Annotated in this window: 17 protein-coding genes and 1 riboswitch; all 17 genes read left to right on the top strand. The window is 41.4% G+C overall.

Going from position 1 to position 19,020, the window contains the following annotated elements:
- Nucleotides 1-59: 59 nt before the first annotated feature.
- The 17 genes from J2Z82_RS05680 to J2Z82_RS05600 all read left to right on the top strand — a co-directional run bounded on the left by J2Z82_RS05680 (nucleotide 60) and on the right by J2Z82_RS05600 (nucleotide 18,722).
- Nucleotides 60-683, top strand: coding sequence for a DUF2179 domain-containing protein (locus tag J2Z82_RS05680; protein ID WP_245251126.1), 624 nt, complete (start codon nucleotides 60-62; stop codon nucleotides 681-683).
- A 298-nt stretch (nucleotides 684-981) separates the two neighbouring features.
- The gene (locus tag J2Z82_RS05675) at nucleotides 982-1,857 is read left to right on the top strand and encodes an SDR family oxidoreductase (protein WP_209479815.1); all 876 of its coding nucleotides are present in this window, start codon (nucleotides 982-984) and stop codon (nucleotides 1,855-1,857) included.
- 100 nt (nucleotides 1,858-1,957) lie between these two features.
- A riboswitch (purine riboswitch) is annotated at nucleotides 1,958-2,057 on the top strand.
- Between the two features lie 108 nt (nucleotides 2,058-2,165).
- Nucleotides 2,166-2,657, top strand: coding sequence for a 5-(carboxyamino)imidazole ribonucleotide mutase (gene purE, locus J2Z82_RS05670; RefSeq protein WP_209479814.1), 492 nt, complete (start codon nucleotides 2,166-2,168; stop codon nucleotides 2,655-2,657).
- Nucleotides 2,644-3,774, top strand: a complete 1,131-nt coding sequence (gene purK, locus J2Z82_RS05665; RefSeq protein ID WP_209479813.1) for a 5-(carboxyamino)imidazole ribonucleotide synthase — start codon at nucleotides 2,644-2,646, stop codon at nucleotides 3,772-3,774. The genes purE and purK overlap by 14 nt, the downstream gene beginning before the upstream one ends.
- On the top strand, nucleotides 3,771-5,072 hold the full coding sequence (gene purB, locus J2Z82_RS05660; protein ID WP_209479812.1) for an adenylosuccinate lyase: 1,302 nt from the start codon (nucleotides 3,771-3,773) through the stop codon (nucleotides 5,070-5,072). Before purK ends, purB begins: the two co-directional genes overlap by 4 nt.
- Nucleotides 5,072-5,785 (top strand): phosphoribosylaminoimidazolesuccinocarboxamide synthase, encoded by a 714-nt coding sequence (gene purC, locus J2Z82_RS05655; protein WP_280922970.1) that lies wholly within the window; start codon nucleotides 5,072-5,074, stop codon nucleotides 5,783-5,785. Before purB ends, purC begins: the two co-directional genes overlap by 1 nt.
- A complete protein-coding gene (gene purS / locus J2Z82_RS05650) occupies nucleotides 5,782-6,033 on the top strand; it encodes a phosphoribosylformylglycinamidine synthase subunit PurS (RefSeq protein ID WP_092494385.1) in 252 nt (83 codons plus the stop codon). Before purC ends, purS begins: the two co-directional genes overlap by 4 nt.
- A complete protein-coding gene (purQ, locus tag J2Z82_RS05645) occupies nucleotides 6,030-6,713 on the top strand; it encodes a phosphoribosylformylglycinamidine synthase subunit PurQ (protein WP_209479810.1) in 684 nt (227 codons plus the stop codon). The genes purS and purQ overlap by 4 nt, the downstream gene beginning before the upstream one ends.
- Nucleotides 6,697-8,925, top strand: a complete 2,229-nt coding sequence (gene purL / locus J2Z82_RS05640; RefSeq protein ID WP_209479809.1) for a phosphoribosylformylglycinamidine synthase subunit PurL — start codon at nucleotides 6,697-6,699, stop codon at nucleotides 8,923-8,925. The genes purQ and purL overlap by 17 nt, the downstream gene beginning before the upstream one ends.
- Nucleotides 8,901-10,310, top strand: a complete 1,410-nt coding sequence (gene purF / locus J2Z82_RS05635; RefSeq protein WP_209479808.1) for an amidophosphoribosyltransferase — start codon at nucleotides 8,901-8,903, stop codon at nucleotides 10,308-10,310. Before purL ends, purF begins: the two co-directional genes overlap by 25 nt.
- A gap of 27 nt (nucleotides 10,311-10,337) precedes the next feature.
- A complete protein-coding gene (purM, locus tag J2Z82_RS05630; protein WP_209479807.1) occupies nucleotides 10,338-11,357 on the top strand; it encodes a phosphoribosylformylglycinamidine cyclo-ligase in 1,020 nt (339 codons plus the stop codon).
- Nucleotides 11,354-11,914 (top strand): phosphoribosylglycinamide formyltransferase, encoded by a 561-nt coding sequence (gene purN, locus J2Z82_RS05625; RefSeq protein ID WP_209479806.1) that lies wholly within the window; start codon nucleotides 11,354-11,356, stop codon nucleotides 11,912-11,914. The genes purM and purN overlap by 4 nt, the downstream gene beginning before the upstream one ends.
- A 674-nt stretch (nucleotides 11,915-12,588) precedes the next feature.
- Nucleotides 12,589-14,112 (top strand): bifunctional phosphoribosylaminoimidazolecarboxamide formyltransferase/IMP cyclohydrolase, encoded by a 1,524-nt coding sequence (gene purH, locus J2Z82_RS05620; RefSeq protein ID WP_209479805.1) that lies wholly within the window; start codon nucleotides 12,589-12,591, stop codon nucleotides 14,110-14,112.
- Between the two features lie 18 nt (nucleotides 14,113-14,130).
- The gene (purD, locus tag J2Z82_RS05615) at nucleotides 14,131-15,378 is read left to right on the top strand and encodes a phosphoribosylamine--glycine ligase (protein WP_209479804.1); all 1,248 of its coding nucleotides are present in this window, start codon (nucleotides 14,131-14,133) and stop codon (nucleotides 15,376-15,378) included.
- 166 nt (nucleotides 15,379-15,544) lie between these two features.
- Nucleotides 15,545-17,287, top strand: coding sequence for an adenine deaminase C-terminal domain-containing protein (locus J2Z82_RS05610; RefSeq protein ID WP_209479803.1), 1,743 nt, complete (start codon nucleotides 15,545-15,547; stop codon nucleotides 17,285-17,287).
- 49 nt (nucleotides 17,288-17,336) lie between these two features.
- Nucleotides 17,337-18,401 carry a DUF3048 domain-containing protein gene (locus J2Z82_RS05605; protein WP_209479802.1) on the top strand — a complete coding sequence of 355 codons (1,065 nt, stop codon included), beginning with the start codon at nucleotides 17,337-17,339 and terminating at the stop codon, nucleotides 18,399-18,401.
- Nucleotides 18,402-18,422: 21 nt separating this feature from the next.
- A complete protein-coding gene (locus J2Z82_RS05600; protein WP_209479801.1) occupies nucleotides 18,423-18,722 on the top strand; it encodes a YerC/YecD family TrpR-related protein in 300 nt (99 codons plus the stop codon).
- Nucleotides 18,723-19,020 lie beyond the last annotated feature (298 nt).

The following is a 19,020-nucleotide window of genomic DNA, read 5'->3' as shown; positions in this document are numbered from 1 at the left end:
TAGGTGAGTATTATGAAAGTGAACGTATTTCTGCAGTAAGAGATCTAGGAGGGTTTATGTTGCTGGAAAATGCATATATCATGGTGGCAATCATTCTCATCATAAATATAGTGTATGTATCGTTATCAACTATTCGAATGATCCTGACACTAAAAGGTCGGCGGTATATAGCTGCATTTGTTAGCATGTTCGAAGTGGTTATTTATGTAGTTGGACTTGGACTGGTATTGGATAATTTAAATGAAATACAAAACCTGATTGCGTATGCGCTTGGTTTTGGGATTGGCGTAATTGTCGGTACAAAAATTGAGGAAAAGCTTGCATTAGGCTATATTACCGTTAATGTTATCTCTTCCGATCCGAATATTGAATTCACAAGAAAGTTACGGGATAAAGGGTATGGCGTGACAAGCTGGTTTGCCTATGGGATGGAAGGCGATCGTCTTGCAATGCAAATTCTGACCCCAAGAAAATATGAGCTGATACTATATGAAACAATTAAGACAATAGATCCTAAAGCATTTATTATTTCATATGAACCAAAACAGATTAACGGTGGTTTCTGGGTTAAACAAGTACGAAAAGGCCGGCTATTTAATCAGAAAAAGAACTATCCAGGTGAAGCGAAACCACAGGAGGAACAGCAGCCTCCAAAGCAAAATGATGAAGAACTAAAAGAATAATAAGCAGATAATAGAACAGGTTGCAGCCTGTTCTATTATTCTTCTATAACTATAATCGATTTTCGAATGGAAAAAGTGTCAACTTATTATTTATTTTTTAAGGTAGTTTCTGCTTTTTTCTTACTGCATAAGTGCAAATAAGCGATAAGACAAGTTTTCTAAGGAAATAGCTTTTTAATGCCACTTTTTGTGTCGCTCATTCGATATTAGTTATACAAAAGGGTGATTCAGCGAACACCTGCCTCCAGAACAGAATACAGTACAGCAAATGTCCTATTAATTTGGAGGAGTGCTTTCAATGAACAATCAACAAGATCGAAATTCCTTTCCGCCTCAACATCAGGAACAACAGCCAGGTATCGAGTCACTTATGGTGCCTGAACCGATTGTAGAGGATCCTGACTATACTGGCGCTAATAAATTAACGGGTAAGGTTGCCATTATAACTGGTGGAGACAGCGGAATTGGAGCAGCTGCCGCTATAGCCTACGCAAAGGAAGGCGCAAATATCGTTATTGCATACTACTACCATTATGAAGATGGGGACGCTTACCGTACAAAACGGCGAATTGAGCAGCTTGGACAACGGTGTCTTTTAATTGTAGGCGACTTACGTGATCAGAAGCATTGCCAGAGCGTAGTGCAACAGACAATCGACCATTTTGGCAAAATAGATATTCTAGTCAATAATCATGGTGTACAGTTCCCTCAGGATAGTTTGCTAGATGTATCAACAGAACAATGGGATGCAACATTTCAGACGAATATCTATGCGTTCTTTTACATGACAAAAGCTTCTCTGCCATACTTAAGCGAAGGAAATACAATTATAAACACCACGTCTGTTGTAGCCTATGAGGGAAATGAGAAGTTAATAGACTACAGTGCCACAAAAGGTGCAATCGTTGGCTTCACGCGTGCTTTATCACAAAATATTATTGGCCAGGGAATCCGTGTAAATGCGGTGGCACCTGGACCGATTTGGACACCGCTAATACCGTCAAGCTTTTCAGCTGAGTACATTGCAACGACATTTGGCACTGATGTACCTATGAAACGAGCTGGTCAACCGTATGAACTTGCGCCTGCATATGTATATCTTGCTTCTGAAGATTCCTCTTATGTTTCTGGTCAGGTTATTCATGTTAACGGAGGAAAAATGGTAAGCTCATAAGATAGATAGTTATTAATAGAATCCGAACATTAAATAATATTTATTAACTATTGTTCGATATTTTATTGACATTTTAGCAGCTGGTTTGATATGCTGAAACCAACAAATAAATACGGTTCCTCATATATTTTTGAGAATATGGCTCAAAAGTTTCTACCAAGCACCATAAATGCTGGACTATGAGGGAGGATGAATCGTTGTATAGCAACGGTCCGTTTTAAGATGTCGTGAAAAAAGTCTATTCATCTTCTCTCATGTATTTGAGGGAGAGGAATAGACTTTTTTATTTACAGGGAAAGAGGGATTTAATGGTTCAAGTTGGAGTGATAATGGGAAGTATATCAGATTGGCAAACAATGCAGCATGCCTGCGATATGTTGAGTAAGCTCGGCATTCCATATGAAAAGGATGTGATTTCAGCTCATCGTACGCCAGATGAAATGTTTACGTATGCCAAATTCGCACGCGAGCGTGGTTTGAAGGTAATTATTGCTGGAGCAGGTGGTGCAGCGCATTTACCTGGAATGCTAGCAGCTCAAACAACGTTACCTGTTATTGGTGTTCCTATCCAAAGTAAAGCACTTAATGGTCTGGATTCTCTTCTTTCTATCGTGCAGATGCCTGGAGGGGTGCCAACTGCAACGGTTGCAATTGGCGATTCAGGTGCGAAAAACGCAGGAATTATTGCCGCCCAAATTATTGGGTCTTTTGAAGAGAAGGTAGCGGAAAGACTGGAGAAGTACCGCAAAGAATTACAAGCAAATGTAGCAGAAATGAGGGAAGATCTTGCAAAAGAATAAGGTAATCCTCCCATCTCAAACAATCGGAATCATCGGCGGAGGCCAGCTTGGGCGTATGATGGCAATTGCAGCAAAATATATGGGATATAAAATTGCAGTCCTTGATCCGACACCAAACTGTCCGACTGCTCAGGTAGCAGATCAGCAAATCACTGCACCCTTCGATGATATGAATGGTATTAAGAAGTTATCAGAACTAAGTGATGTTGTGACATATGAATTTGAAAATGTTGATCTTGATGCTGCGGGATATATCGAGCGGCAAGGTAAGCTGCCACAAGGAGCATACCCTTTGGAAGTCACCCAAAACCGGGAAAAAGAGAAATCAATCATGAAAGATGCAAACCTGCCAGTACCTGATTTTTCAATAGTCTCAAATGGTGAAGATACGAATATAGCTTTGAAAAATATGTCATTTCCAGCGGTAATTAAAACATGTAGCGGCGGTTACGATGGCAAAGGACAACTTAAATTAAATTCAACAGACGATATTCCAGCGGCTTGTGCGTTTGCTGATCAAAATAGTACATGCATTATCGAACAGTGGATACCGTTTGATAAGGAGATTTCAGTCGTTTTCACCCGTACAAAGTCAGGTGATATTACTTTTTTCCCAATTGCAGAGAATAAACATCAAGACCACATTCTATATCAAACAACAGTCCCGGCGCTGATTAGTGAAACCGTTAATGAAAAAGCTGTCGATGCTGCAAAAGTACTTGCTGAAAAAATGAACATTGTCGGTACATTTGCGCTTGAAATGTTCGTTAAGGATGAAGGTGTTTTTCTAAATGAAATGGCACCAAGACCGCACAATTCTGGACACTACACAATTGAGGCATGCAATATTTCACAATTTCAGCAGCATATTCGAGCGATCTGCGGGTTGGGCTTAATGCCAATTACATTGCTGCAGCCTGCTGGAATGGTAAATATACTTGGTGGCGATATGAATGATGTTTTACGAATGTTGCCTGGATTGAATAACGGCTTTGTTCATTTATACGGGAAAGAAGGAGTGAAGGCCAAACGTAAAATGGGGCACATTACGTTTATTGCAAAAACACAGGAAGACGTCCATGCAAGACTTACTGCATACGAGGAGGCAAAACAATGATTGAACGTTATACACGAGAAGAAATGGGTGCAATCTGGACAGAGGAAAATAAGTTCAACGCATGGCTTGAGGTAGAAATTTTAGCATGTGAGGCCTGGAGCGAGTTAGGGGTTATTCCAGCTGAGGATGTGAAAAAGATTCGTCAACATGCATCATTTAACCTTGAACGGATTTATGAAATTGAACAGGAAACACGACATGATGTGGTTGCATTTACGCGTGCTGTGTCCGAAACACTCGGTGATGAACGCAAATGGGTCCATTATGGCTTAACTTCTACAGATGTAGTTGATACGGCACTATCCTATCAATTGAAACAAGCAAATGAAATCATCCGAAAAGACCTTCATGCATTTATTGAAATACTGAAAAACAAGGCTATCGAACATAAACATACTGTCATGATGGGAAGAACACATGGCGTCCACGCTGAGCCTACAACATTTGGCTTGAAATTGGCTCTTTGGTATGAGGAGATGACACGGAATTTGGAGCGCTTTGAAATGGCTGCAAAAGGTGTAGAGTTCGGGAAACTATCAGGCGCAGTTGGAACGTATGCAAACATTGATCCATTCGTTGAGCAATATGTCTGTGAAAAACTTGGGCTGACTCCAGCGCCAGTATCAACGCAGACATTACAGCGTGATCGTCATGCTGCATATGTATCTGCACTCACACTTGCTGCGACTTCAATCGAGAAATTTGCAACTGAAATCCGTGGCCTGCAGAAGACAGAAACACGTGAGGTTGAAGAGTTCTTTGCTAAAGGCCAAAAGGGATCTTCTGCAATGCCGCATAAACGTAACCCAATTGGATCAGAAAACATGACCGGGATGGCCAGGGTTCTGCGTGGGCAAATGGTAACTGCATTCGAAAATGTTTCATTATGGCATGAACGCGATATTTCCCATTCTTCAGCAGAGCGCGTTATTTTACCAGATGCAACAATCGCTTTGAACTATATGCTGAATCGTTTTTCCAACATTGTTAAAAAGCTAACTGTTTTCCCGGAAAACATGAAGCGAAACATCGATAAAACACATGGTGTTATTTTTTCACAGCGTGTGCTTCTGGCATTAATTGAAAAAGGTATGGCCCGCGAAGCTGCTTATGACATTATACAGCCAAAGGCAATGCATGCATGGGAGACAGAAACTCATTTTAAAAAGCTGGTTGAGGCTGACGAACAGATTAGTACGAAGCTGTCACAAGCTGAGATCGACGATTGTTTTGACTATACGTACCACCTTAAAAATGTGGATGCAATTTTCAACCGAATTGGACTTGAGGTGAAATGATGAAAGCTGATCTGTTATACGAGGGTAAAGCAAAGCGTGTCTACCAGGCAAAGGATAAACCGGGACAACTAGTGCTGGCTTACAAAAACGATGCAACAGCTTTTAATGGAGAGAAGAAGGCGTCGTTTACAGGCAAAGGGCAATTGAACAATGATATATCGTCACTTATTTTTCCAATTCTTCATGACAAAAATATTCAGACTCATTTTATTGAAAGATTAAGTGAAACAGAACAGCTTGTCCATCAAACCGAAATCATTCCATTGGAAGTAGTTGTACGTAACCTGGCAACAGGAAGCATTACAAAGCGTCTGGGGATTGAAGAGAGAACAGTGTTTAACCCGCCGATTATTGAACTTTTTTATAAAGATGACGCATTGGGGGACCCGTTAATTAATGATGAGCATGCGCTTTTCTTAAGTGATGTCACATCCAGTGAATTACAGGAAATTAAAGAGAAAGCTTTGGAAATAAACGAGCAGTTAACTGCAGTATTCAAGGAAATAGATGTTGAATTGGTAGATTTTAAACTTGAATTTGGACGCTTAGCAAGTGGCTGTATTGTGCTTGCAGATGAAATTTCACCAGATACATGCAGACTTTGGGATAGTACTACACATGAAAAATTGGATAAGGATGTATTTCGCCAAGGTACTGGTGATTTGCTCGAAGTTTATCAGGAAATTTATCGTCGATTGGAGGCAAAATCATGAAAAAAGTTACGGTGCACGTCACGTTAAAACAAGGTGTACTCGATCCTCAAGGAAAGGCAATTCAAACATCGTTACATTCGTTAGGTTTTCCGGAAGTAGAGGAAGCCCGGGTAGGTAAGTACATTGAATTGACCATGGAGGACGATGCGGATATTGAGGCACGTGTCAAAGCAATGTGCGACAAACTTTTGGCAAATCCGGTAATTGAAGATTATCGCTTTAATGTGGAGGAGGCTGTCCAATCGTGAAGTTTGCTGTAATCGTTTTTCCGGGGTCGAATTGTGATCGTGATATGTATCATGCTGCAAAAGATGTTCTGAAAGAAGATGCTGATTTAGTCTGGTATGAAAATAGCAATCTCGAAAACTATGACGGAGTTCTTTTACCTGGTGGATTTTCGTATGGAGACTACCTTCGATCAGGTGCGGTTGCTTCAACTTCAAATGTGATGAAGCAGATTAAAGCACATGCTGAAAAAGGCAAGCCGGTTTTAGGCGTGTGTAATGGATTCCAAATTTTACTTGAAGCAGGGCTTTTGCCAGGGGCGATGCTCCGCAACAAGAATCTGGCATTCATGTGCCATCAGGAGCCATTGGCTGTGGCGAACAATCAAACCCAGTTTACTACGGAATACGCTAAGGGAGAAATCGTTCGTTTTCCAATTGCTCATGGTGAAGGAAACTATTTTTGCAATGAACAGACATTAGCCGATTTAAAAGCAAATGATCAAATCGTCTTCACGTATGAAAATAATCCAAATGGATCGGTTGCAGATATTGCTGGAATTATTAATGAACAAGGCAATGTTCTTGGCATGATGCCACATCCGGAGCGGGCCGTTGAAGAGCTGCTTGGCAGTGATGATGGACTTAAATTATTTCAGTCAGTCGTCAAAAATTGGAGGGAATCCTATGTTGTTAACAGGTGATATCAGCCCGGAGAAAATCGAACAGGAACAGTTATACCTGGATATGGGGTTAAGTAACCAAGAGTATGACATGGTAAAAAATATTCTGAAACATAGACCGAACTTTACCGAGACTGGAATATTTTCCGTTATGTGGTCTGAACATTGCAGCTATAAAACATCAAAGCCACTGTTAAGTAAATTCCCAACTAAGGGTCCACATGTTCTGCAAGGTCCTGGTGAAGGTGCTGGCGTCATCGATATCGGGGATAATCAGGCGGTAGTTTTTAAAATAGAAAGCCATAATCACCCATCAGCAGTTGAACCATATCAAGGTGCTGCCACTGGAGTTGGCGGTATTATCCGAGATGTATTTTCAATGGGAGCAAGGCCGATTGCTTTGATGAACTCATTGCGCTTTGGCAATTTGACAACGGACCGTGTTAAGTACCTGTTCCAGGAAGTCGTTCATGGCATCGCAGGTTATGGCAACTGTGTCGGTGTCCCAACAGTTGGTGGAGAGGTGCAGTTTGATGATAGCTATGAGGATAATCCGCTTGTAAATGCAATGTGTATCGGATTGATAAATCATGATGAAATCCAAAAGGGCATCGCAACAGGTGTTGGGAATACAGTAATTTATGCTGGTGCAGCAACAGGAAGAGATGGCATCCATGGCGCGACATTTGCTTCAGGTGACTTGGCTGAGGATTCGGATAAAGATCGTCCGGCAGTACAGGTTGGCGATCCGTTTATGGAAAAGCTATTAATTGAGGCATGCCTGGAAGTTATTCATTCTGACGCATTGGTAGGAATGCAGGATATGGGAGCGGCAGGACTTACATCGTCGGCAAGCGAAATGGCGAGTAAGGCTGGTACTGGATTGGAAATGAATTTGGACCTTGTACCGCAGCGCGAGCAAAATATGAATGCATATGAATTAATGCTTTCTGAATCCCAGGAACGGATGCTGCTTGTTGTGAAGCAGGGACGTGAACAGGAAATTATTGATATATTCGAAAAATACGGACTTGAGGCAACTGCAGTTGGTGAGGTTATCAAGGAAAAGGTATTTCGCCTTAAACAGCATGGCTCACTTGTTGCAGATATTCCAGTTGATGCACTTGCAGAGGAAGCTCCAGTTTATCAAATGCCGTCAAAGGAAGCAGCATATGTGAAAGCATTTCAGGAAATGGAAAACGAAATTCCCAAAGTTGAAAATCATGCTGAAATGTTAAAACAACTTCTGCAGCAGCCTACTATCGCAAGCAAGGAATCTGTATATGACCAATACGACTCAATGGTTCAAACGAATACAGTTGTAATGCCTGGATCGGATGCAGCTGTTGTACGTATTAAAGGAACAGATAAAGCCTTGGCGATTACGACCGATTGTAATTCTCGTTATATTTACCTTGATCCAGAAACTGGCGGGAAAATTGCAGTTGCAGAGGCGACGCGGAACTTAGTTTGCTCAGGAGCTCATCCATTAGGCTTAACGGATGGTTTAAATTTTGGGAACCCAACTAATCCGGAAGTCTTTTGGCAAATGGAAAAGAGTGTTGAGGGGATGAGTGAAGCTTCCCGCATTCTTAATACACCAGTCATTAGCGGGAATGTGTCATTATATAACCAGTCAAAAGGAAATTCAATTTTTCCGACACCGGTCGTTGGGATGGTTGGACTAATTGAATCGCTAGAACATCTTACACCAAGCTTTTACCAGGAAGCTGGGGATGTCATTTATTTAATTGGTGAAACAAAGGCAGAGTTTGGCGGCAGTGAGCTGCAGAATATTATCCAAGGAAAATACGAGGGAAAAGCTCCATCAATTGATTTGCAAATAGAAGCGGAACGACAGAAGCAGTTATTGAAAGCTATTCGGCAGGGCGTTGTTCAATCAGCCCATGATTTGGCTGAAGGTGGATTAGGCGTAGCGCTAGCTGAAGGTACTTTTAGCGGAAAAGGGCTCGGAGCAGATGTGGAAGTCTCTGGGAATCCAACTGCTGCATTATTCAGCGAGTCACAATCGAGATTTCTAGTAACTGTCAAAGCTGAAGATAAAGGGCAATTTGAAAACATAATCGACCATGCAACAGAGATTGGCTCTGTAACGGCTAATAATGAATTTTTCGTCCGGACCAAAGACAAGGTTGTTATTGAGGAAGATGCTAGAGCACTTCATGAATTATGGAAAGGAGCTATTCCATGCTTGCTGAAATCAAAGGCATAAACGAAGAATGCGGCGTATTTGGAATTTGGGGTCATGAAAAGGCAGCAGAACTTACGTATTATGGACTGCATTCGATGCAGCATCGCGGACAGGAAGGCGCTGGGATTGTTGTAAATGATGGCATGGAATTAAAAGCCCATAAAGGATTAGGCTTAGTCAACGACGTATTCAAGCATGCGAAGTTTTCCGAACTGACGGGGAATGTGGCTGTTGGGCATGTTCGTTACTCCACACAAGGTGGAAAGGGAATAGAAAATGTTCAGCCATTACTATTCCGTTCGCAGACTGGCAGTATGGCTTTAGCACATAACGGGAATCTCATGAACGAACAAAAACTGCGGGGAGAGCTTGAGGACGAGGGGAGTATTTTACAAACCTCTTCCGACACAGAAGTACTTGCTCATTTAATCAGGCGAAATGGTATGGAAACGAATGAGAAATCTATATCCAGTGCGCTTAATAAAGTTGTTGGGGCTTATGCTTATTTAATTTTAAAAGAAGATAAAATGTTTGCTGCGCTTGACCCAAGCGGCATCAGGCCTTTATCCATTGGGAAACTCGGAGATGCCTATGTTGTTGCATCTGAAACGTGTGCATTCGACCAAATTGGAGCTACTTTTATCCGTGAAGTTTTACCGGGAGAGCTTGTAACAATTAGTGATAAAGGGATAGAATCAACCCGTTTTGCAATGCGTGAGCAACGAAGAATGTGTGCGATGGAGTATGTTTATTTATCGAGACCAGATAGTGACTTAAATGAAGTAAATGTCCATGCTTCCAGAAAGCGGATGGGAATAGAACTTGCCAAGGAGTCGCCTGCTGAGGCAGATATGGTAATTGGTGTCCCGGATTCCAGCATCTCTGCTGCGATTGGCTTTGCTGAAGAGAGCGGACTTCCTTATGAGATGGGAATTATCAAAAACCGTTATGTGGGAAGAACGTTTATCCAGCCCTCCCAGGAGCTTCGTGAACAAGGTGTGAAACTGAAGCTTGCACCAGTCCGTGGAATTGTCGAAGGAAAACGGATTGTGATGATAGATGATTCAATTGTTCGGGGAACGACAAGCAGACGAATTGTCCAAATGCTGAAAGACGCTGGCGCCAAAGAGGTTCACGTTCGAATTGCTTCACCTTCTATTCAAAACCCGTGCTATTACGGTATTGATATGTCAACACGAAAAGAATTAATTGCTGCGAACAACTCCATTGATGAAATTTGTGAAATAATTGGTTCAGAAAGTATATCTTATTTATCGATTGATGGATTAGAAAAAGCAATTATAAAGGATAAAACACTCCATCAAGGAATTTGTGCTGCATGTATGACAGGAAATTATCCTGTAAAAGAAGATGGGCAAACTGAAATTTCTTATACGAGGTGTTAACAATTTTTACTGGAGGATGTGTCAAACATGTCAAACGTTTATAAAAATGCTGGAGTCGATGTTAATAAGGGATATGAAGCTGTTGAACGAATGAAAAAGCATGTAGCCAAAACCATCCGACCTGAAGTACTGGGCGGTATTGGGGCGTTTGCTGGTTTGTTTGAGCTGTCCTCATTCAATTACAACGAACCTGTTATGGTTTCAGGGACCGATGGCGTCGGAACCAAGCTGAAACTGGCCTTCCAATTAGGAAAGCATGATACAGTTGGCGAAGATCTTGTTGCTATGTGTGTCAATGATATCGTTGCCCAAGGTGCACAGCCATTATTTTTTCTTGATTATATAGCATGCGGTAAAAATAACCCCGAAATGATCGAGCAAATCGTTGCAGGAATTTCCAATGGGTGTGTGGACGCAGGTGCAGCCTTAATTGGTGGTGAGACTGCTGAAATGCCCGGTATGTATAGTGATGATGAATATGACTTGGCTGGGTTTACAGTAGGTATTGCTGAAAAGTCCCGTTTAATTACGGGGGACGAAATTACGGCTGGTGATGCCATTATTGGATTGGCGTCAAGTGGAATTCACTCGAATGGCTATTCATTAGTAAGAAAGCTGGTAGAGGATCTTGATTTAACGAAATCATATGAAGGACTGTCAGAGTCACTAGGAGATACACTGTTAACTCCTACCAGGATTTATGCAAAGGCAGTTTCTGCTATTATGAAAGAAGTATCAATCAAAGGAATCTCACATATTACAGGTGGAGGTTTTCACGAAAATCTGCCACGCATGTTGCCTCAGGGGCATGGGGTTGAGATTAATCTTTCAAGCTGGCAACGTCCCGCGATATTTTCTTTTTTGCAAAAGCAGGGTGACATTCCTGATAAGGATATGTACAGCGTATTTAACATGGGCATTGGTATGGCAATCGTCATTGCCCAGGAAGATGTTGATGACGTATTAAATTGTCTACAGGAACAAGGTGAAACAGCATCCATCATAGGAACGGTTACATCAAACGAAGGGGTGCATTTTACATCATGAATAAAATAAGAGCTGCTGTATTCGCGTCAGGTGCAGGCAGTAATTTTCAGGCAATCATGGAAAGAAGCGACCTTCAGTGTGATATTTCGCTACTTGTTTGTGATAAACCTAGTGCCAGTGTACTTGAGAAAGCTGAGAATTTCGGTGTCCCGACATTCGTTTTTGACCCAAAGAAGTATGCGTCAAAATCGAATTACGAGAAGGAAGTTGTACGCAGGCTCCAACAAGCAAACATCTCATGGATATTTTTAGCGGGATATATGCGGATTGTTGGACCAACTCTATTAAACGCCTATGAAACTAAGATAATTAATATTCATCCGTCATTGCTTCCATATTTCCCTGGAAAAGACGCTATTGGCCAAGCTTACCAGGCAGGTGTCAGCACTACTGGTGTAACTGTTCACTATATTGATGAAGGAATCGATACTGGGACAGTAATTGCACAGGAACCGGTAGAAGTTTTCAGCGATGATACAGAGGAAACGTTAAAAGAGAGAATTCAGCAAGTGGAGCACAGGTTGTATCCGATAGTTATCAATCGGCTGATGAAGTAAGGATGTAAACTCGAGCGAGCAGCCGTCATACTCGCGCGAGGAGCACCGAAACTCGAGCGAGCAGCACCGGAACTCGAGCGAGCAGCACCGGAACTCGAGCGAGCAGCACTAGAACTCGAGCGAGGAGCACCGAAACTCGAGCGAGCAGCACCCAAACTCGAGCGAGCAGCACTGAAACTCGAGCGAGGAGCACCGAAACTCGAGCGAGGAGCATCGAAACTCGAGCGAGCAGCACCAGAACTCGAGCGAGTAGCACTAGAACTCGTGCGAGGAGCACCCAAACTCGTGCGAGGAGCACCTAAACTCGAGCGAGCAGCACGGAAACTCGAGTGAGCAGCACGGAAACTCGAGCGAGCAGCATCAAAACTCGAGCGAGGAGCACCGAAACTCGAGCGAGCAGCACCAGAACTCGAGCGAGCAGCACTAGAACTCGAGCAAGCAGCACTAGAACTCGAGCGAGCAGCACTAGAACTCGAGCGAGCAGCACTAGAACTCGAGCGAGCAGCACCGGAACTCGAGCGAGCAGCACCGAAACTCGAGCGAGCAGCACCGGAACTCGATCGAGCAGCACCGGAACTCGAGCGAGCAGCACCGAAACTCGAGCGAGCAGCACTAGAACTCGAGCGAGGAGCACCCACAACAAACATAATATCCAAACAGTGAGGAGTATCCATATGAAAAAACGAGCACTTATTAGCGTTTCTGATAAAACTAATATCACCAATTTTGCCAAAGGACTAGTTGATTTAGATTATGAAATTATTTCAACAGGTGGTACGCTGAATAAATTAACTGAAGCAGGTATTCAGGCTACTGCAGTAGAAGATGTAACAAGTTTCCCGGAAATGCTTGGTGGCCGTGTGAAAACATTGCATCCGATTATTCATGCTGGATTACTTGCTAAGCGCGACAATGCTGATCATCAGAAGCAACTTGCAGAAAGCGGTGTTCATCCAATTGATGTGGTAGTGGTTAACCTTTATCCATTTAAACAAACGTTTGATCAATCGGGTGTAACAGAGGAAGAAGTCATTGAAAACATTGATATTGGCGGACCTACAATGTTACGTGCTGCTGCAAAAAGTTTTGCTGATGTAACGGTTGTTGTCGATCCAAATGACTACGATAACACTCTGAAATCATTACAGGAAAATAGGTTAGACAAAACTGAACGGAAAAAGCTGGCTGCAAAAGTATTCCGCCATACAGCGCAATATGATTCAATGATTGCTAGTTATTTTACCGAGGATGCTTTTCCTGAGAATTATACCGTTACATATGAAAAGGCGCAGACCTTACGTTATGGAGAAAACCCACATCAAACAGCCGCATTTTATAAAAACCCAACTGAATCCGCAATGAGTCTGGCTTCAGCAAAACAATTACATGGAAAAGAACTTTCCTATAACAATATACAGGACGCAAATGCAGCCCTTGAAATAATTGGTGAATACGGGAGTCCCACTGCAGTGGCCGTGAAGCATATGAATCCATGCGGAATTGGTGTTGCAGAAGGAATTAATCAGGCTTTCTCCAAGGCATATGAGGCTGATTCTGTTTCAATTTTTGGCGGGATTGTTGCTTGCAACCGTAAAATTGATGTTGAGCTAGCAACTCGATTGAGCGAGATTTTTCTGGAAATTGTTATTGCGCCGGAATTTACCGACGAAGCACTAGCTGTATTAACGAAAAAGAAAAATATAAGATTGCTTGAATTGGAAATGGTTAATGAGCAGTCAACCTATCACAAGCTGACAACGGTAAAAGGCGGTGTGTTAATTCAAAGTAATGATGACGCAGAAGTCGAACAGAGAGACCTTACAATTCCAACGGATAAAAAGCCTTCTGAGGCTGAAATCAAGGATCTGTTATTTGCCTGGAAAGCCGTAAAGCATGTTAAATCAAATGCTATCGTTCTAGCTAACGGAATGCAAACGGTTGGTGTTGGTGCAGGGCAAATGAATCGCGTTGGTGCTGCAGGTATTGCGCTTGAACAGGCTAAAGAGAAGGCGAAAGGTGCAGTAATGGCATCTGATGCATTTTTCCCAATGCCAGATACAGTTGAGATAGCAGCAAAAGCTGGTATAACAGCAGTTATTCAGCCAGGAGGATCTAAGCGTGATCAGGACTCGATTGATATGTGTAACAAATACGGAATTTCCATGGTGTATACAGGGATGCGGCATTTTAAACATTAAACGTGAAGGGTGTTATTAATGAATATATTAGTTGTTGGACGAGGTGGACGTGAGCACAGTATAGTGATTAATTTAGCCGAAAATAATAATATCACTCAGTTATATGCGGCTCCAGGTAATGGAGGAATTGCTGAATTAGCCACATGTGTTAATATTTCAGAAATGGATATCGATCGTCTAGTTGAATTTGCAAAAGAAAATGCTATCGACCTCACGATTGTCGGACCAGAGAACCCATTACTGGCAGGGATTGCTAATCGATTTCAGGAAGAAAATCTGTCTATTTTCGCTCCGACAAAGGAGGCAGCTTTGTTAGAAGGTAGTAAGCGTTTTGCGAAATCATTTATGCAAAAATATGATATACCAACAGCTGAACATGCTAGTTTTACTGATGCTTGCGATGCGAAAAAATATATTGAAACAAAAGGTGCACCGATTGTAATTAAAGCGGATGGACTAGCAGCTGGCAAGGGGGTTGTTGTCGCTGAAACCAAACAGGAAGCAATTGAAGCTGTTAACGAGATGCTGGTTAACAAGACTTTTGCTGAAGCGGGGGCAACAATAGTAATTGAAGAATGCCTAATCGGGAAGGAATTCTCGCTAATGGCATTTGTCCATGAAAATAGCGTGTATCCGATGATTCCAGCTCGTGACCACAAACGAGCAAATGACGGTGATCAAGGCCCAAACACCGGTGGTATGGGTGCATACGCTCCTGTCCAGGATATTTCACAAGAAACCTTGGATTATACAGTAGATAAGATTCTTCAAAAAACAGCTGCTGGTTTAATGGATGAGGGACGACCTTTCACTGGAATTCTGTATGCAGGTTTGATGATGACTGAGAATGGACCAAAAGTAATCGAGTTTAATACGCGCTTCGGTGATCCGGAAACCCAAGTAGTACTACCGTTATTAACAAATGATCTCCTGCAAGTTTTCCTGGATATAATGAATGGAAAAGATCCAATTCTCCAATGGGAAGAAAAAAGCTGTACAGGAGTTGTAGTTGCAGCAAAGGGCTATCCAGCTTCATATAAAAAGGGAATTCCGTTAACTGAATTGCAGCCATGCGAAGGCGGATTTATTATTCAGGCAGGAACAAGGAAAACAGACTCTGGACTTGTTTCAGATGGTGGAAGAGTTTTGTTAGTAGGGGCAAAAGGTTCGAATTTATCAAACGCGGTAGAAGTTTCATATAAATGTTTAGATTCTCTTGCCTTATCAAAGGAATTTTTTTACCGAAGAGATATCGGAAAAAAATAAGTAATAATGGAATGAGCCCAAGATAGCAAACTACGCGCTTGGGCTTTAATTCACCCTCACCCCCTCTCTATGTCACAAAACTTTCAATTTAATATACAAAAACTTTACAGTACTAAAGCGAAAAATATGTTAAGATGGAAAAAATTATATATTGGAGCGTTGCTATATGCTACAAAATGGATATTACTGGAGAAACCGTGAACTGAGAGAACATGTTGCTGTTCTTGATGGAAAAGTTGCGCCAACAACTCTTTTAAAAAATGGAACATATTTAAACACTTATACGAAGCAATGGTTACGTGCTAACATTTGGATATTTAACGATCGCATTGTCTATGTTGGTGATAAACTTCCTGAAAATAATTTAACTACTGAAGTGATAGACTGTGAAGGATTATTTCTTGTACCTGGATACATGGAGCCGCATGCACATCCATACCAGCTGTATAACCCGGAGTCTCTTGCTTTTCACGCGGCTAAATATGGCACAACTACTTTGATAAACGACAACTTAATGTGGAATTTTTTGTTAGATAAAAAGAAAGCGTTTTCTATATTAGAGGAGTTTAATAAGCTGCCTATTTCAATGTATTGGTGGGCCAGATTCGATTCACAAACTGCATTGCAAGATGAGGAAGAGCTTTTCAGTACGGAAAATGTACTATCCTGGTTGGAGCATGAATCAGTCCTGCAAGGTGGAGAATTGACATCATGGCCAAGTCTTCTTGCAGGTGATGATCGTCTGCTATACTGGATTCAAGAAGCGAAAAGAATAGGTAAGCCAATGGAAGGCCATTTGCCTGGTGCTTCTGAAAAAACGTTAACGAAGATGAAATTGCTGGGTATGTCAGCAGAACATGAAGCAATGACTGGGCAAGAAGCGATTAAACGTTTGGAGCTTGGCTATCAGGTCGGCCTGCGATATTCATCCATCCGCCCTGACTTGCCAAAATTGATAGATGAAATCCTTGCAGAGAACCTGCAAACCTTTGATAATATTACCATGACAACTGATGGAGCAACCCCTTCATTCTATGAAAATGGAGTAATGAATGTTTGTATAGAAATTGCTATCGAAAAGGGCATCCCTGTTGCTGATGCATATTGTATGGCATCATTTAATGTCGCTAAGCATTATGGGTTGAATGAGGAGCTAGGGAGTATTGCGCCAGGCCGAATTGCAAACATTAACATTATTAAAGAAAAATCAAACCCGCACCCAATAAGTGTTTTAGCAAAGGGCGAATGGATTTTAAAAGATAATGAGGAACAGAACACCACTTCCAGAATTAACTGGCGAAAATATGAAATAGAACCACTTACGTTTGATTGGGATTTAACCATGGAGGACTTGCAATTTTCTGTGCCAATAGGCCTGAAGATGGTAAATGAAGTAATTATTAATCCATATCCTATTGAAACTGACGTAACACTTGATGTAATATCAGACAAATACGATGACGCATTTCTTTTATTAATAGATCGAAAAGGAAAATGGCGTGTTAATACTGCGATTAGGGGATTTACAAATCAATTAGGTGCATTGGCAAGCTCCTTCTCGACAACAGGTGATCTTGTTTTTATTGGTAAAAGTAAACCTGATATGCTCATTGCTTGGGAACGCATTAAAGAACTTGGTGGAGGAATTGTATTAGTGCATCAAGGTGAAATTATCTTTGAATTGCCGCTTCGGTTGGCTGGAAGTATGTTTGCCGGGGAAATGAAGGAATTAATGGAAAAAGAAAAGCAGTTAAAAAGCTTGTTGAAAGAATTTGGCTATCATTTTACTGACCCAATATATTCGATTTTATTCCTGTCTTCTACCCACCTTCCATACATTCGCATAACACAACAAGGAATTATGGACGTTAAGAAACGAGAAGTCCTCTTCCCAGCTAACATGCGATAGCGTATAATGTAGTAAAAGTATAAGTATTTTAGTTGAAAGAGGTGGGGATATGAAGAAGGCACTATTTTACTTCCTGTTATTGTTAATGTTCGTCTTACTAGCAGCTTGTTCAGACGAAAAGCAGGAAGCTGAAGATAATGGGGCAAAAGAAAATGCAGTAGAAGAGAAAGATCAGTTACCGGATCCTAAGGAAGCTGAAAAATCAAATACATTCCCACTAACAGGAATTAAGACAGATCAAAAAGTAAATGATCGTATAGTCAGTGTTATGATAAATAATCACACTAAAGCACGTCCTCAAACGGGTCTTTCCAGTGCGGATGTAGTGTTTGAATTTTTGGCAGAAGGAAAAATCACTCGTTTTCTAGCTATGTTTCAAAGCGAAAAGCCAGAAGTTGTGGGTCCGGTGAGAAGTGCGCGTGAGTATTATTTTGAAATGGCAGATAGGTATGACGCATTATATATTTATCACGGGGCAGCAAACTTTGTAAATGATATGATTAAAAAGCGCGGTATTGAACACTTGGATGGCGCTATTTACGATAATGACGGCCACTTGTTCAAACGGGAATCTTTTCGTCGGGCACCGCATAATTCGTATTTGCAATTTGGAGCTGTGTACGACGTAGCATCACAAAAAGGATATGATGTTAAACATTCATACAAGCCACTACCGTTCTTATCCGAGGATGAAACGAAAAACATTTCAGGTGATGAAGCAAACCATGTTGAAATCGTGTATTCAGACAACCCAATGGAAATTGTCGAATATGAATATGATGAAAAAAATGAAAAATATACACGATACAGCGATCGGAAGAAAACGGTCGAATTGAATTCTGAAGAACCAATACAGGTTGACAATATATTCATTGTGGAGACATATCATGAGGTTATTGATGACGCAGGTCGTCGTGCAATCGATATGACTTCAGGCGGCAACGGGTATCTTATTCATAAAGGAAAGGTTAAAGAGGTACAATGGGAGAATCGTGACGGGCGAATAATCCCTGTAAAGGATGGTCAGCCAGTTGAATTTGTTCAAGGTAAAACATGGGTCAACGTAATCCCGTCAAGTCCGGGAATCGATCAATCTGTAAGTATTTCGAATTAGTATGAAACAGGGGGTTTCGTTGTGCAAATCGATAAACTACGCGGAAAACAGTTAGATCAAATGTTTGATGCTATTCTTTCACTTAAGGATCGTGAGGAATGCTATAAATTTTTTGATGATATTGCAACAATGTCGGAAATACATTCAATTGCTCAGCGTTTGCAAGTTGCAAAAATGTTAACAGAAGGTCACACATACAATGTTATCGAAAATGAAACGAATGCCTCAACTGCAACTATATCACGTGTTCGGCGATGTATTAACTTTGGCAGTGATGGCTATCAGCTGGTTTTGGATCGCATTATGAACGAGGAAGAATAACAAATGTCGCTATCTCGTTGAGGTAGCGTCATTTTTCTCTAATGAACGACTGCGACATAGTGTGCTATGATACCGCTCCGGCAATACTCTTCGCGCACCTTAGGGCAACGCTTCAGCGTATTATCACTGCGTGGTTAGAAAGCCACACTTATACCTTATATTCCTCATTATTAGCCTCCTTCTTAAAAAACCAGAAAAACATTAAATTTTATCCTAATTTCCTTGCCTGATTTTTGGTATACTTTAAGAATGAAATAATATAACGGTGAATGAACTGATCCAATTTTTGAATATGGAG

The sequence above is a fragment of the Virgibacillus litoralis genome (assembly GCF_017873675.1).
Taxonomy (GTDB): Bacteria; Bacillota; Bacilli; order Bacillales; family Amphibacillaceae; genus Lentibacillus; species Lentibacillus litoralis.
The sequence above is the reverse complement of the archived record's forward strand: the minus strand, read 5'-3'. Positions and strand labels throughout refer to the sequence as shown.